A 15,295-nucleotide genomic window follows, 5' to 3' on the forward strand; every position below is an offset into this window, starting at 1 on the left:
TCTATTCTCCTTTACTTTCACTGGAATGAAACATGAAAAATTCACCCGTAAGTACAGGTTCATTATTTACGAAGCTGTTTACTTCTACAATCGTGTGTCCGCGGTTATCCTTGCCTTTAACAACAGCTTTTGCAACCACTCGCTCTCCTTCTTTCACCTGTCTTTTAAAGCGCAGGTTAGACTTGGCTGTCAAAGCAAGTTCATCGTTAATTACAGCTACTGCCAATGAATTAGCCTGGGCAAACAGATGATGCCCTCTGGCAATCTTATTTCTGGAAAAAACAAACTCTGATGTTATATCAAGCATAGATATTGCCCGCTGATCCAATTCCAAATCTATGATATCTCCAATTACTTCTTCGACTGGCAAGGCTTTTACAGTCTCATTCCATTGCTTTGTAGCAACATACTTTATCCGTTCACGGAGTTCAGGAATAGATAGCTCCATACGGTCCAGCCGGATTGTTTGTATACTCACCTGAAAATCCTTCGCAAGCTGCTCATCTGTTACAAATGGAGAGTCTTCTATTTTTTCTCTTAATAACGATTGTCGTTCTGCTTTTGAGCGTCTCATTTTTACCATCAAACTTTCATTTAATATTTTTCAGAGAGTCAATTCAATTTATCAAAGTATAATTATCCGTCATTCCCCTATGGAAGTTCGAAGGAAACAATGCGTATAAATGGGGAAAACAGTCAGTTTATCTCCTGATTAGCTCAGGTTTCCGCAGGGAAAGAACCCAACCCCCATCAGAGGGAAGCATCGCTTTATGACTTGGTACTAATAGTAATATATAATAGCAGCCTTTTTTATGCAAGTAATCTATTAATTAATCGGTACACAAAGTAATACATTTTAACAGAAAGAAATCACTGTTGAGTAAACACATTCCCGGAGAAAATTCATAATAATAATGGTGTTTCATGCCTAATAGGTCAAAATTAAATTTCTAATATAGAGTCTGTCGTAAGATGATTCTTCACGATAGCCCGACTATACTTTTATTTAGTCCAATTTTTCCAAAAGACCTTCTTCATCTGCTAATATTTCTTTCAATTGCTGATAGTCTTTGGTTTGCAGTAAATTGTTCTCAACAATATTTTGGGCATCCTGCCGTGCGGTTTCCAGTGCTCGGTAGTCGTGCACCATATCAGCTACTTTAAATTCCGGCATACCGCTTTGTTTTCTGCCAAAGAAATCTCCCGGTCCGCGTAACTGCAGGTCTTGTTCAGACAGCTCAAATCCGTCACTTGTTTCTGACATGATGCGCATACGCTCCTTGCCGACCTCTCCTTTAGGCTCTGCAATCAGAATACAATAGCTTTGTTTATCTCCTCTTCCTACTCGTCCCCGAAGCTGATGCAGCTGTGATAAGCCGAAACGCTCGGCATCATAGATAACCATCACCGTAGCATTGGGAACATTTACCCCTACTTCAACAACAGTAGTTGATACTAAAACTTTTACTTTATTATCAGCAAAATCACGCATAACCTCATCTTTTTCTGCCGAAGATAAACGGCCGTGCATTAAACCAATTTCCATTTCATTATCGTAATAAGCTGATAACTGATGGTACAGATCAACAGCATTTTGAATATCTAATTTATCCGATTCTTCGATTAGAGGACTTATAATATATGCCTGCTCACCCTGTTTAACCCGCTCTTGAATAAAATCAAGAATCCGCTCAAACATATTTTCCTTGACCCATAATGTTTCTATCTCTTTTCTCCCGGAAGGAAGCTGATTAATGATAGAAACGTCCATATCACCGAAAGTTGTAATTGCAAGTGTCCGGGGAATTGGTGTAGCTGTCATAAATAATACATCAGGGTCCAGTCCTTTATCCCGCAATGTTCTGCGCTGCGCAACACCAAAGCGATGCTGCTCATCAACAATTGCTAAGCCGAGATTTTTAAACAGGACATCTTCTTGGATAAGTGCATGTGTGCCGATTACGATATCTATTTCCTGATTTTCAATTTTCTGTGTCAGCTCTTTGCGTTTCTTCCCTTTCACAGATCCGGTCAGCAAAGCAATGCTCGCTCTTTCCCCCAGCATAGACTGAAAAGATTGATAATGCTGTTCTGCTAAAATTTCTGTGGGTACCATTAATGCCCCCTGCTTGCCTGCAGTAACAGCAGCGTATAAACAAATTGCTGCCACAGCCGTTTTCCCAGAACCAACATCACCCTGGAGGAGCCGATTCATTCGATAGGCACTCTTCATATCTTTTAAAATCTCTGTCAACGCTTTTTGCTGTGCCTCTGTGAGGGTGAAAGGGAATGAGGCGATAAAACTATCTACCTTGTCCGTCTGAAACGCTTGAGCATTTCCTTTTGTTGATTCACGATTTATTTTTCTAATTAATTGCATTTTCAACTGAAACAGTAAAAATTCTTCATAAATAAACCTGCGCCGTGCATGTTTTAAAGCAACTCTGCTCTCGGGAAAATGCATCGTTTTTACTGCTTCTTTCCGTTTCGGAAGCTTATAATTTTCTAGATAAGAGACAGGAAGAATCTCCGTTACATCTTCTTCATGTGAGTCAAAGATCTGCTTTAAAAGCTTGTGAAATTTATAGGAAGTCAACTCTCCCTTCAACGAATAGACAGGAGTAATCGAATCATTTTCTTCCATTTTCCCTATTTTATATTTGCTGACTGTAATTTGCAGCCGGTGAGCATCCCATTTTCCTGTTAAGGTAATATCTTGTCCTTGCTGAATCTGTTTTTTTGCAAATGCCCGGTTAAACATAATTGCTTTGACAGCAATACCTTCCACTTCTATTGTAAAACTTAGCCTGGACTTTTTCTTTCCAAAAAAAGTAAGAGAAGGATCGTAAATGACCTTCCCTTTAATCGTGACCTTCTCATCATGCACCAGCTCTTGCAAAGGTTTTTCTTCATAGATATCGTATCGATATGGGAAATATTCTAATATATCGTCAGTTTCATAAATATGCATTAAAGCAAGCTGTTCTGCTAACTTTTCGCCAACACCTTTAACTTCTAATATCGATTTGTTCATTTCCAACATCCTTTTCTAAAACTAAAAGCGCAAGCTGCGCCTATTTAAAAGCAAAGAGATTGCTCCCTCCATTTTCGGAGATGATTCGACTTTGGCCGAATTTTCTTTGCTCTTGAGGTATAGGAAGCATCCCCTTTTAAAGGGGTGCCAAAGTTATGCTTCAGCCTGTTTTCAACTACATTCCGTCATTTTGAACCGATGTTGACTTTCACCCAAGAACATAAGTGAGATAGTTTTAACAAGGCGAATAATCCCAATGGTTTCGATGGGACATCATATTTCTATCAGCTAGACAGTTACGCCAAAGATTTTTTCTTTCAAAAACCGCCCTGTCGGTGTATCAGCCAGGCCGCCTTCTCCAGTCTCACGCAGAGATGAAGGCATTTGCTTTCCGATTCGGTACATTGCACCAATCACTTCATCACATGGGATACGGCTTTCTACACCTGCTAATGCCAAATCAGCTGATACAATAGCTAGAGATGATCCTGCTGCATTTCTCTTCACACATGGGACTTCCACTAAACCCGCAACCGGGTCACACACTAAACCGAGCATATTTTTTAATGTAATTGCAAAAGCATGAGATGATTGTTTGGGCGTGCCTCCTGCCATCTCTACAATAGCCGCTGACGCCATTGCTCCTGCAGATCCTACCTCAGCCTGACATCCGCCTGCTGCACCAGAAATAAAAGCATTATTTGCCACTACAAAGCCAAAGGCCCCTGAAGTGAATAGATAGCGTATCATTTCTTCTCTCGTCGGATTTAACTGCTCTTTTACTGCAAATAATGTGCCTGGTACACAACCTGCACTTCCCGCCGTTGGTGTAGCACAAATAATCCCCATAGCAGCATTTACTTCATTTGTCCCCATGGCTTTACTGACAGCATCCATCATTAAATTACCGGAAAGAGGAGTCTTCTCCTTCATATATTTTTGTACTTTAACAGCGTCCCCTCCGGTGAGTCCCGTCACTGATTGGACACCTTTTAGGGCATCCTCAATAGCTTTTTCCATAACGACAAGATTTTTTTCCATTTCTGAAAAAACTTCTTCCCTTGACTTCTCTTTAACATCCATTTCTTGACGTATCATCACTTCTGAAATCGGAATATTCTCTTTTTCTGCCATCTCTATTAATTCTGCCACTGTTCTAAACATAATCTTCCCCCTTTCTCCTTTTTAACTAACAATCTTTGCAATAGAGGTAATATGGTCAGCTGCCTGAAGCTCCTGCAGTATAGCGTCATCTACATTCTGGTCTACTTCAATAACCATCAGTGCCTCTTTACCAACATCTTTGCGATTTACTTCCATATGACCAATATTCAATTCATGTTTCGCTAAGATCTTTGTTACGGATGCAATCGCTCCAAAACGATCATTATGCATTATTAGAATAGCCGGATGATTTCCGGATAACCTGAGTTCAAAACCGTTTAGTTCTGTAATCTCCACTTTACCGCCACCAATGGATATCCCCATCAGTTCCTGCTGTTCGCTGTCATCTCCAATTATCATGCGAACCGTATTCGGATGATTTGCCGATGCACTATCTTCAATGAATTCAATCTCCAGTCCTTTTTCTTGAGCCAGCTGCAATGCTTTACTAATTTGGGGATCATCCGTTTCCATCCCTAAAAGACCGCCAACAAGTGCAAAATCTGTTCCATGCCCCCGATAGGTTTTAGCAAAAGATTCATAAAGGTGTATTTTCGCCCATTTAGGCTGTCTGCCAAAAAGATTCCTGGCTGCTTTGCCAATACGCGCAGCTCCAGCTGTATGTGAACTTGAAGGTCCAACCATAACCGGACCGATAATATCGAATACGGAATTATATTTCATAGAATAACACCGTCCTATAATTATTTAAGCCTACTAATATTATTATAACAAAAATCCGGGATTGATTCACAATTTAATCAAAAAAAGCAATCATGCGTTCGAATACCTTATAAAAAATTAATACAGAACAAAGCCCAGCCTGATTATATACATCAAGCTGGGCTTTGTATCGATTAAAAAGGTTATAAACTATTCTTTAAGCTGGGAGCATTTCTCCCAACCTTCAAACATTGTAGTTTTATTCTTATTCAACAGAAAATATATAAGAATAGATTGGCTGTTCTCCCTGATGAACTTCCACTTCCAGTTCATCGTATTTCTCTTCTACATAGGATTCTAACGCCTCGACATCTTCTTCTGATACATCTTCTCCTGAAAGAATTGTTAATATCTCGCTGTCATCAGAAATCATTTTGTCAATAAGGTCCCGGGCTGCTTGTTGTTTATCCTTATGTGTTGTTACAATCTTACCCTCATCTATCCCCATAAAATGTCCTTTAGCAATATCAATCCCATCAATTTGAGTATCTCTTACTGCATAAGTGACCTGCCCGCTTCGTACTTGTTTACCTGCTTCTTCCATAGCAGATTTATTCTCATCTAAAGATGCTTCTGGATGGAAAACAAGCATAGCACTAATACCCTGAGGGATTGTTTTTGTCGGTACAACCTTGACATGGCCACCAGCCAGTTCGGCTGCCTGCTCGGCTGCCATTAGGATATTTTTATTGTTAGGAAGGATAATAATTTTTTCAGCATTTGCTTTTTCTATCGCATCAGTAATGTCTTTTGTACTCGGATTCATTGTTTGTCCACCTTCAATTACCACTGCAACTCCAAGATTCTCAAATAGCTCCTTCAGCCCATTTCCCATTGCCACAGTAACAATGCCGTAAGCAGATTTTTCTTTTTGCTTTTCATTTTTATCTCCAACGATAGCTGTATGCTGTTCACGCATATTTTCGATTTTTAAATTAATCAGGCTGCCGTACTGCTGGGCCAGGTTTAAGCATGTCCCCGGTGATTCTGCATGTACATGGACTTTTACAATATTTTCATCAGAAACAACCAGAAGGGAGTCGCCCCATTCGCTTAACTCATTACGAAAAGCCGTTTCATCAAATGGGTGCTGTTTTAATTTTTCATCCTCTAATTTCACCATAAACTCTGTACAGTATCCATATACAATATCTTCTGTATTCATAAAGTCCTGTGTTACTTTATGATGCTCAGCGTTAACCATTTCTTCCATTTTATTATCAGCATCAGATTCTTCCGGCAGTTCTTCTCCTTTTAAAGCAGCCAAAAATCCTTCATAGATGGTCACTAAGCCTTGTCCACCAGAATCAACTACGCCTACTTCTTTTAGAACTGGCAATAAGTCCGGTGTACGCTTTAATGATGCTTTTGCTTCTTTTAATATTTCTTCCATAAATTCAATGATATCTAAATCATGATCTACGATTTCAACTGCTTTGTTTCCTGAGTCTTTTGCTACGGTTAGAATCGTACCTTCTACAGGCTTCATAACCGCTTTATAAGCTGTATTAACAGCGCCTTCGAAAGCCTCGGCAAAATCTTTCACATAGAGTTCTTCTTTACCTTCGCACGCTCTTGCAAAGCCTCGAAAAATCTGTGATAAAATAACACCGGAATTTCCTCTGGCTCCCATCAATAGTCCTTTTGCAAATGCACTTGTAACTTCATAAACTTTATCAGTATCCAGTTTTTTCACTTCATTTGCTCCAGAAGTAATTGTTAAATTCATATTTGTTCCGGTATCCCCGTCAGGAACAGGGAATACATTTAAAGCGTCAATTTTTTGTGCATTATTTGAAAGATGGTATGCTCCTGTCAGCACCATCTGCGATAATAACGCCGCATCAATTTTCTCGACTACCACATCTTCTCCTCCTTCTGCTCTATTCTTTTTCTACTCGAACACCTTGAATAAATATATTTACCGAATCAATTTCTAAGCCAAGAGATTGACTAAGCGTATATTTCACTTGTGATTGGACATTATGCGCCACTTCAGAAATTTTTGTCCCATAGCTTACAATAATGTACAAATCAATATGTAGCTTTCCGTCTTCTTGACGAACAACAATTCCCTTGGAATAATTTTCTTTACGCAATATCTCTGCAATATTATCTTTAATTTGGCTTTTAGAAGCCATTCCTACAATTCCATAGCATTCAACAGCTGTCCCACCAGCTATTGTTGCAATAACATCTGTTGTTATTGTAACGAGTCCATCGTTTGTATGTAACTCTATTGACATAACTACAGCTCCTTTTATTACGAATTATGATTCATCAAATAATATATAGTATCATCTTTTCAGACTTTACGTCTTGATATTTTCAATTTCTCAACTATTTATGCTTAAGATTATACTATACGCTCTGTTATTTTAAAAGTAAGCCTGCGAGAATCGGGAAACCTGCGTCTCCGCTATTCCCTATAAGTTTTTCTTCATGAAGAAAAACTCCACTATTACAATGGATTATTTTTATTCATCTGTCAAGCAATTTTTCTTTATTACTTACTCAACTTTCGCACCCGAGAATAAACATCTATGCCTTACCATCCCAGGATGAACATGTTCTTCATTATCCTGCTTGTATTTTGTTAAATCATCTTACTATTGAAATGGAGATTGTGTATAGCTCCTGCAACCAACCACTACGCTTTCTGACGTACAAATGTTTTCGATGGGGCAAGTAATCGTGACGGGACATTTTTAATATGCACCACGAAAAAGATGTTCTTTACTGTTCTAAATTCTATTTGCTCCGTTGTATTAAACAGTATAGAATCCCCTGCTAGCGAAAGCGGACCGTTTTAACTCCTGAGGGATTAGCATCATCTGAAGATCCACTTTTGCCAAGTGCTCTTCTTGGCAAGAGTTAGCTGAAGAGTATACCCCCGGGAAAGAAAAACGGTCCACCGCAGCGGTGGCCTTACATGTTACCTTCTTTCTAGCAAGAGTTTATGCTTTGTCAAGAGATAGATGGAAGGAATGATCAGTACCTATCACTACGATAAGCAAGTTATTTTTTAGGTGCGAAAGTAGAGTTACTTATTTAACAAAACAACATTTCAAAAGAGTAAAATAAAATGTTTTGAAATCTATTTGCTTTAGCTTCTCCTTCGATAATAAAAAGATTCAATTGCAATATTGGGTGAGTTATGATAAATTAAGTTAGTGGTATACTGATTTTGGAATGTAAGGAGGGAATAGCATGGCTAGAAAATGTGTTGTAACTGGACGCCAAACACGTAGTGGTAACCAACGTTCTCACGCTATGAATTCCAACAAGCGTAATTGGAAAGCAAATGTACAAAAAGTACGTATCATGGTAGATGGAAAACCGAAGAAAGTATATGTATCTGCTCGTGCATTAAAATCAGGCAAAGTAGAACGTGTATAATATACGAAAATATGTGCATATGCCCTAAAAACACCATAATTACATGGTGTTTTTTTGTTGTCTGGTCAAACCTATCCTAAAAAACGAGCTTTTGCCATCTGTGACAAAAGCTCGTTTACTATTACTTTTCTTTTTTGAATACACCAATGATGACTTTTACAAACCCGCCTACAAACTTAGGAAGCTTAATCGTATAGAATTTCATTTATAAAGGCCCTCCCTGTTTAACCATCCTGTTTGCTTCTAGTTAAACTGCATCAAAACTCTTTACTAGTATTAGTATGCCTTTACAGAAAGAAAAAGTACCTTTTTTTTGACTAAGCTCATTAGATATGCATAAAGAAGATCCCCAATGTATGGTCTGGTTCTCTAATGGATATAAAAATCCTGACAAAGTTAATCCGGCAACCTCCGGAGTAAATGATAAAAAAGAAATATAGGAATATCCCTCAGGCTCAATGGAATAAACACCTGGTTCAAACATTTCCATATAATTTCCTTGATCAATAATAACAGCACGCTTTCCCTGCTTTAATAATGGATATAGCAATTGAATATTCATTAATGCATGATCCAGTCTGCCTCCGGTTACACCAAAAAGATAAAATTCACTTGCTTCTTTCTCTATTCCCATATCAATAGCAATCTCTAAATCTGTCTGATTCTTCATCACTGGATGTTTATCAAAAACCTTTGCATACTTTTCGATTATAGAGTACTCATTTTCAGAGACAGAATCAAAATCTCCCAGTGCGACGTCAATAGTTATTCCTTGTTCTGCTAAATAAAGCGCTCCCCGGTCAGCACCAATCCAAAAATCCATTTTTTCCTGATAGTCTAAAAGAGTGGGTAGTTGCCCTTTAGGACCGTTACCCACAATGCCAACACGTTTCATTATTTCTTCGCACTCTTGCGAATCAAGTCAATAGCTTCTTTTCGATTACTCTGGTTAAAAACAGCACTTCCAGCAACTAATACATCTGCACCATTTTCGGTACAGATAGGAGCAGTTTCCTCATTAACTCCTCCATCAATCTCAATTTCAAAATCCAAGCCCATTTCTTCACGCCATGCTGCAATTTGAGCAATTTTAGGAACTACCTCTTTAATAAAAGATTGACCTCCAAAGCCTGGATTTACTGTCATTAATAATACAAGATCCACTTCTGTTAAAACAGGTTTAATCATTTCTGCCGGTGTTCCCGGATTAATTACTACTCCCGGCTTTACACCATGAGAACGGATTAATTGTAATGTCCGGTGCAGATGTACACATGCCTCCTGATGAACGGTGATGATGGAAGCACTTTTAGCAAATTGCGGTATATATGCATCCGGATTTTCTATCATTAAATGGACATCTAACGGCAAATTCGTAATTGGCTTAATGGCATCTGCTATTAAAGGACCGATTGTAATATTAGGAACGAAATGTCCATCCATCACATCAACATGAATGTAATCAGCTCCGGCTTTCTCCACCTCTTTAATCTCTTCTCCAAGCTTTGCAAAATCCGCTGATAAAATAGAAGGTGCTATTTTTGTCATCATTAATACCTCGGCTTTCTTGTTTTAATTTCTTCCAAAAAACGTAAATAATGATTATATCGGAATTCAGCTATAGTACCATCATCAACAGCTGCTTTAACGGCACATTTAGGTTCTTTATCATGCAGACAGCCTCTGAACTTGCAATCTGACATATGAAGCCTTATTTCCGGAAAACAAACACCTAAATCCTCGGACTCTAAATCAGAAAACTCTAATGCGCTAAATCCTGGTGTATCAGCTACAAGACCTTCTCCGATTGTCAAAAGCTCAACATGTCTTGTTGTATGCTTGCCCCTCCCGAGACTTTTAGAAATCTCCGCCGTTTCTATAAACAAATTAGGATCGAGCGTATTTAACAGGGTTGATTTCCCTACTCCGGACTGGCCAGCAAATACGGAAACTTTATCTTTGAAATAAGGTATTACTTCAGAGATCCACTCAGGCTCTTTCGAAGATAATAATTTCACTTCATAGCCAATATGCTGGTAGGCTGCTTGATATTCCTGAATTCTGGCTGTTTCCTGAGGTGTCGTTAAATCCATTTTTGTAATAAAAATTAAAGGCTGAATATGCTTGGACTCTACAAGGACAAGAAACCGGTCAAGTAATAACGGATTAAAATCCGGTGAAGTAGCTGCATTGACAATACATACCTGATCAATATTAGCAATAGGAGGCCGAATAAGCTCATTCGACCTGTCTTTTATTTTCATAATATAACCTTCATCTTCGTTACGGATTTCAAATTCTACATAATCACCTACTAACGGAGAGATTTTTTTATTTCTAAAAAGGCCTCTCCCCTTGCAGGCATAAATTCCTTCATTTGACTGTACGTAGTAGAAGCCGCTTAATGCCTTAATAATTCTGCCTACTGCCATCTACTCTTCCTCTCCCTCATAGGATACAGTCCTTTCAGCAACTACCTCATCATCTCTGGTAATTCGATACTCTGCATCAGTTCCCTGTGCAATGGTCAGTGTAAACCTTACCTCTGTATCTTCTGTGATGGTCTGTTCTTCATATACATCTGAGATGTCGTTATTGGCATCACCGATATAAATTCGGACTATTTGTTCTCCAGACTCCTGGTTTTCAGTATCTTCTTCATTTCCTTCATCTGTATTTTCACTGTCTTCGTTTCCATCATCGGTATTTTCTTCGTTTGTCTCATCATTTTGATCTTCTTCATTATTTTCATCACCAGATGATTCTTCTCCAGCTCCGGGGTCTTCTTCATCCAATGTGTACGGAACCGTAAAAGAAACAGAGTGAGACCGCGGCGGTTCTTCTTCTGGTCCAAGAGAGAAATAAACATCTACTGTTGATCCTTTTTCTACCTCCGTTCCAGATTCAGGAGATTGACTGCTGACCAGCCCTTCCTCGACACTATCGGAATGCTCCTCATGCTGATTTATGCTTAATTCATTACGATCTAAATAAGCCTTTACTTCCTCTTCATTCATTCCTGTCAAATTATTCAGGCTCACCATTTCTGGTCCAGCGCTGACTTCAAAAATTACTTTTGTATCAGCTGGCACTACAGATGCCCCCGGATCCGGCTGGACTTGGGAGATGATCTCACCGACCGGCTGATCAGAATTTCTTTCAAATGGCGTGATATCGTCAAATCCTTCCTGATTCAGCTGTGTTTTAACTTCTTCAAAATCTTCTCCGACATAATCATCAAATTCCACTTGTTCAGGCCCTTGGCTGACAAACAGGGTTATCGTTGCCCCTTCTTTGACCGTTCTTCCGGCAACAGGATCTGTTCTTTCAACATATCCTGATTCAACCTCATCCGAATTGACCTCTTCTATTTCAACGATCAGGTTCTGGCTTTCCAGCGCATCTCTCGCCTCATCAGCCGGCTGATTGACAAAATCGTCTATCGTAACATCTTTTGGCTGCATAGCATACACAATAGCAGCAGTGCCGATAGCAATAAGCAATAGTAAGATCAGAGAAATCCAGATTATTTTTTTCTTTTTACTGGAAGGCTTCTTTTTATCCTTCTTTTTCTTATTTTTTTTCTTCTCATTACTTTCTTCAGGGTAGCTTTTTGTCGGTTCCGTATCTGCCTGATGGACAATTGTCTGGCCTGCTTCATCCTCCGAAGACAAATCTTCATCTGTAATAATCGGAATTGCTTTTGTCTCATCGCCATCTTCATCCGGAATCTTAAATGGCTCTTCATTTAATTTTTCAGGTGAAAGTGCCGTCTCCAGAGCTGCCTCAAACTGATAGACATCCGCATAGCGGTAAAATGGATTTTTTGCTGTTGCCTGTAACACAATATTCTCCACACTCTGCGGGATATCCGGGTTAATCTCTTTAACAGACGGCGTATCATTTTGTAAATGCTTTAAAGCAATGGACACAGGAGACTGTCCGGAAAAAGGAAGCTTTCCTGTTAATAATTCAAATAGTACAATCCCTAAAGAATAGACATCGGATTTTTTTGTTGCCATACCGCCCCGAGCCTGCTCTGGTGACAAATAATGAACAGAACCCAAAATAGAATTTGTTTGTGTTAATGCTGTAGCACTAAGAGCCATAGCAATCCCAAAGTCTGTTACCTTTGCCTGGCCAAAACGATCAATTAATATATTCTGAGGCTTAATGTCACGATGAATAATATCATTCTCATGTGCCTGTGCAATCGCAGAAGAAATCTGCTTCATAATATCCAGAGCAAGTGGAACCTCTACTGGTCCAAATTGTTGGATATATTCCTTTAAAGTCATTCCCTCCACATATTCCATAACCATATACAGTGTTTGGTCTTCCTCACCCACGTCATAGATATTTACAATATTCGGGTGGGAAAGAGAGCTTGCAGATTGTGCCTCACGGTCAAAACGGGCAATAAACTCCTGATCATGGATATAGTCAGTCCGCAATGCTTTAACTGCTACATCACGGTCAAGAATAGTATCTCTGGCAAGGAAGACATTCGCCATGCCTCCTCCGCCAATTTTTCTTTCGATTTTATAACGGTCATTTAATAAGTGTCCCTTTTTCATGCAGGTTCACCTGCCTCCGAGTCTGAACCGTCATGTGCTATTAATATAAGCGAAATATTATCTTCTCCACCGCGCTCGTTCGCTAAATCAATAAGTTCTTGACCTATCTCATTCATCCCTTTATCTGCTGTAATAAATTGTGCTAATTCAGTTTGACTCAGCTTATCAGATAAACCATCTGAGCATAATAATAATCGATCTCCGGCATCCCATGTCAGAGTTTTTATGTCTGTATCCACTTGAGCCTCTGTTCCTAGCGCACGGATAATATAATTTTTATAGGGGTGAACTTCAGCGTCCCCCTCTGTTATCTCGCCTCTTTTAACAAGCTCATTAACAAAGGAATGATCTTCCGTCACCTGTTCAACATGCTCGCCTCTGGCAATGTACAAACGACTGTCTCCAATATGGGCAATGGTAAGCGAACTGCCTGACATAACTGCAGCAACAAGTGTCGTTCCCATTCCTTCCAGTTGTTTGTTTTCTTGAGATTTCCGAAAAATTTGCTCATTCGTTTCTTTTATTATATTTTGAAGCCATTGTTCAATATCGTTTGGATTTTGAACTGTTTCTGTTTCTTCCCATCTTTTTTTCATATTTTCCACAGCCAGCATACTTGCTACATCCCCGGCTTTGTGACCACCCATGCCATCAGCTATAATCGCAATGGGCTGGCTGGTTTTATTTTCAAAAATACCGCCTGCATCTTCATTATGGTTGCGAACTTGGCCGCAATGCGTTAAGAAAAGCCCTTCCAAGAGCTGCTCCCCCCTTTACAGATCCAAATATATCCTTTTCAAACATTTATTATTACTTTGTTATTAAGTGCTTTTCAATAAAAATGTTATTACGAATTTCTCATTTTTTGAATAAATATTTCTATCCTTAATTATTGCACAATCTTCCGCATAATAAAACTATGCAGTGTACAAGTTGAATAATATATTTAAACTTCTTTCATATGCGTTAACTATAAAAGGGCTTAAATTATCCACTATCCGTTTGAAGCTTGGTATTCACGGCCGATTTTCCTTAATAAGAATTGCTCACTTATTCCGCTTAATCCGTGTAAGGAAAAATCCATCTGTCTGAAAATCCTGAGGAAACAGCTGTAAACCTTCCGGCGACCAGCCTGGAGCATGCTGTAATGGTTCGGAAAGCTCTTCCCTGAACGAGAAATCTATGCCAAAAGCTGGATTATTTTCTAAAAATGTTTGAACAACTTGATTATTCTCCAATTTATCAACTGTACAAGTACTGTAAATAAGCAGCCCCTCAGGCTTAAGCAGTTTGGCTGCAGACTGGATAATATCCAGTTGTATCGTTGCAAGCCGTTCAATATCAGACGCCTGCTTTTCATACTTAATCTCAGGCTTCCCATTAATTACACCTAATCCTGAACAAGGGGCGTCGATAAGAATCCTGTCAAAGCTCTCCTCTTCATACTGCTCATAAAGGTTCCTGGCATCGCCTTGAAAAGCAGATATAGCATGCAAATCCAATACAGCTGCCTTTTCTTCTATCAATTTCACTTTTTTCTTATGCAAATCATAGGCATGAATTTCACCTTGATCCGCCATTTTTTCAGCAATGTGCGTAGCTTTTCCACCTGGAGCACTGCAAGTATCCAGCACTTTCATACCCGGCTTTAGCTTTAAGGACTCTGCTGCAAGCATAGAGCTTTGATCCTGTATGGTTATAAATCCCTCCTGCAACAGATTCGTTTTAAATATATTTCCTTTTTGAATCAGAATGCCCTGCTGTGAAAACTGTGATGCAGTTACAGTAAAGCCTTGCTTTTCTAATTGCTCCATAACAGCTTCACGATCCATTTTCATAGGCTGAACCCGGATAGACATTGGAAAATGCCTTAAATTCTCGCGGCACATTGCTTCTGTCCGCTCCTTGCCATACATTTCTGTCCATCTTTTTACAAGCCATACAGGATGGCTTGTCTCTATCGAAATCCGCTCTACAGGGTCCTTTATTAAAGTTAAATCTGGAAGACCGTTACGTCGAATGCTGCGTAATATACCATTTACAAATGAAGCTATTCCCTTATGTCCTCGGATTTTAGCAATTTCAACAGACTCATGAACCACTGCGTGATCTGGAACTTTTTCCAAATAAACCATCTGGTAAACAGACATTCTTAAAAGCTGTTTTACCCATAAATCTAATTTCTTTTTATTTTTCATAAAATGCGATATATAGTAATCAATCGTTATTTGATTCTGTACAGTTCCATAAACAACCTCTGTCAGTAATCTTTTATCCTTTTCGTTCAAATCCTTTTGCTGTAATTCATGATTTAAAAGCAGATTGCTGAAACCTTTATCTTTTTCAATCCGAATAAGAATGTCGAGCATTGTTTGTCTCAATTGATATTTCATAATTA

14 protein-coding genes are annotated in these 15,295 nt (G+C 39.0%); 1 reads left to right on the forward strand and 13 read right to left on the reverse strand.

Annotated elements, in window-relative coordinates; genetic code table 11:
• Position 1: 1 nt before the first annotated feature.
• The 6 genes from fapR to OSO01_RS06290 all read right to left on the reverse strand — a co-directional run bounded on the left by fapR (position 2) and on the right by OSO01_RS06290 (position 7,167).
• Positions 2-574 carry a transcription factor FapR gene (gene fapR, locus OSO01_RS06265; protein WP_147209681.1) on the reverse strand — a complete coding sequence of 191 codons (573 nt, stop codon included), beginning with the start codon at positions 572-574 and terminating at the stop codon, positions 2-4.
• A gap of 432 nt (positions 575-1,006) precedes the next feature.
• Positions 1,007-3,034, reverse strand: a complete 2,028-nt coding sequence (gene recG, locus OSO01_RS06270) for an ATP-dependent DNA helicase RecG (protein ID WP_147209578.1) — start codon at positions 3,032-3,034, stop codon at positions 1,007-1,009.
• Positions 3,035-3,322: 288 nt separating this feature from the next.
• Entirely contained in the window at positions 3,323-4,198 is an 876-nt protein-coding gene (gene sdaAA, locus OSO01_RS06275) for an L-serine ammonia-lyase, iron-sulfur-dependent, subunit alpha (RefSeq protein ID WP_147209579.1), read from the reverse strand.
• Between the two features lie 21 nt (positions 4,199-4,219).
• A complete protein-coding gene (gene sdaAB, locus OSO01_RS06280; RefSeq protein WP_147209580.1) occupies positions 4,220-4,882 on the reverse strand; it encodes an L-serine ammonia-lyase, iron-sulfur-dependent subunit beta in 663 nt (220 codons plus the stop codon).
• A gap of 244 nt (positions 4,883-5,126) precedes the next feature.
• Complete coding sequence (locus OSO01_RS06285; RefSeq protein WP_147209581.1) at positions 5,127-6,785, reverse strand: DAK2 domain-containing protein; 1,659 nt, start codon at positions 6,783-6,785, stop codon at positions 5,127-5,129.
• 19 nt (positions 6,786-6,804) lie between these two features.
• On the reverse strand, positions 6,805-7,167 hold the full coding sequence (locus tag OSO01_RS06290; protein ID WP_077601127.1) for an Asp23/Gls24 family envelope stress response protein: 363 nt from the start codon (positions 7,165-7,167) through the stop codon (positions 6,805-6,807).
• 964 nt (positions 7,168-8,131) lie between these two features.
• Between OSO01_RS06290 and rpmB the strand changes: the two genes are divergently transcribed.
• The gene (gene rpmB / locus OSO01_RS06295) at positions 8,132-8,320 is read left to right on the forward strand and encodes a 50S ribosomal protein L28 (protein WP_010649390.1); all 189 of its coding nucleotides are present in this window, start codon (positions 8,132-8,134) and stop codon (positions 8,318-8,320) included.
• Positions 8,321-8,441: 121 nt separating this feature from the next.
• Here the strand turns inward: rpmB and spoVM are convergent, their stop codons facing one another.
• From spoVM to rsmB, 7 genes are all read right to left on the reverse strand, one after another.
• Complete coding sequence (gene spoVM, locus OSO01_RS06300; protein WP_042535106.1) at positions 8,442-8,525, reverse strand: stage V sporulation protein SpoVM; 84 nt, start codon at positions 8,523-8,525, stop codon at positions 8,442-8,444.
• Positions 8,526-8,567: 42 nt separating this feature from the next.
• Positions 8,568-9,215 carry a thiamine diphosphokinase gene (locus OSO01_RS06305; RefSeq protein ID WP_147209582.1) on the reverse strand — a complete coding sequence of 216 codons (648 nt, stop codon included), beginning with the start codon at positions 9,213-9,215 and terminating at the stop codon, positions 8,568-8,570.
• A complete protein-coding gene (gene rpe, locus OSO01_RS06310; RefSeq protein WP_147209682.1) occupies positions 9,215-9,868 on the reverse strand; it encodes a ribulose-phosphate 3-epimerase in 654 nt (217 codons plus the stop codon). Before rpe ends, OSO01_RS06305 begins: the two co-directional genes overlap by 1 nt.
• Before the next feature lie 2 nt (positions 9,869-9,870).
• Positions 9,871-10,752, reverse strand: a complete 882-nt coding sequence (rsgA, locus tag OSO01_RS06315) for a ribosome small subunit-dependent GTPase A (RefSeq protein ID WP_147209583.1) — start codon at positions 10,750-10,752, stop codon at positions 9,871-9,873.
• Complete coding sequence (pknB, locus tag OSO01_RS06320) at positions 10,753-12,897, reverse strand: Stk1 family PASTA domain-containing Ser/Thr kinase (RefSeq protein WP_147209584.1); 2,145 nt, start codon at positions 12,895-12,897, stop codon at positions 10,753-10,755.
• Complete coding sequence (locus OSO01_RS06325) at positions 12,894-13,655, reverse strand: Stp1/IreP family PP2C-type Ser/Thr phosphatase (RefSeq protein WP_147209585.1); 762 nt, start codon at positions 13,653-13,655, stop codon at positions 12,894-12,896. Before OSO01_RS06325 ends, pknB begins: the two co-directional genes overlap by 4 nt.
• Positions 13,656-13,943: 288 nt before the next feature.
• On the reverse strand, positions 13,944-15,290 hold the full coding sequence (gene rsmB, locus OSO01_RS06330) for a 16S rRNA (cytosine(967)-C(5))-methyltransferase RsmB (RefSeq protein WP_147209586.1): 1,347 nt from the start codon (positions 15,288-15,290) through the stop codon (positions 13,944-13,946).
• Positions 15,291-15,295 lie beyond the last annotated feature (5 nt).

Source organism: Oceanobacillus sojae, from assembly GCF_007991515.1.
In the GTDB taxonomy this organism is placed as follows: domain Bacteria; phylum Bacillota; class Bacilli; order Bacillales; family Amphibacillaceae; genus Oceanobacillus; species Oceanobacillus sojae.

What these genes read in the sequence shown, in the direction of transcription:
- fapR (WP_147209681.1), bottom strand. Translation starts at nt 574, where the DNA reads ATGAGACGCTCAAAAGCAGAACGACAATCGTTATTAAGAGAAAAAATA.
- recG (WP_147209578.1), bottom strand. Translation starts at nt 3,034, where the DNA reads ATGAACAAATCGATATTAGAAGTTAAAGGTGTTGGCGAAAAGTTAGCA.
- sdaAA (WP_147209579.1), bottom strand. Translation starts at nt 4,198, where the DNA reads ATGTTTAGAACAGTGGCAGAATTAATAGAGATGGCAGAAAAAGAGAAT.
- sdaAB (WP_147209580.1), bottom strand. Translation starts at nt 4,882, where the DNA reads ATGAAATATAATTCCGTATTCGATATTATCGGTCCGGTTATGGTTGGA.
- OSO01_RS06290 (WP_077601127.1), bottom strand. Translation starts at nt 7,167, where the DNA reads ATGTCAATAGAGTTACATACAAACGATGGACTCGTTACAATAACAACA.
- rpmB (WP_010649390.1), top strand. Translation starts at nt 8,132, where the DNA reads ATGGCTAGAAAATGTGTTGTAACTGGACGCCAAACACGTAGTGGTAAC.
- spoVM (WP_042535106.1), bottom strand. Translation starts at nt 8,525, where the DNA reads ATGAAATTCTATACGATTAAGCTTCCTAAGTTTGTAGGCGGGTTTGTA.
- OSO01_RS06305 (WP_147209582.1), bottom strand. Translation starts at nt 9,215, where the DNA reads ATGAAACGTGTTGGCATTGTGGGTAACGGTCCTAAAGGGCAACTACCC.
- rpe (WP_147209682.1), bottom strand. Translation starts at nt 9,868, where the DNA reads ATGACAAAAATAGCACCTTCTATTTTATCAGCGGATTTTGCAAAGCTT.
- rsgA (WP_147209583.1), bottom strand. Translation starts at nt 10,752, where the DNA reads ATGGCAGTAGGCAGAATTATTAAGGCATTAAGCGGCTTCTACTACGTA.
- pknB (WP_147209584.1), bottom strand. Translation starts at nt 12,897, where the DNA reads ATGAAAAAGGGACACTTATTAAATGACCGTTATAAAATCGAAAGAAAA.
- rsmB (WP_147209586.1), bottom strand. Translation starts at nt 15,290, where the DNA reads ATGAAATATCAATTGAGACAAACAATGCTCGACATTCTTATTCGGATT.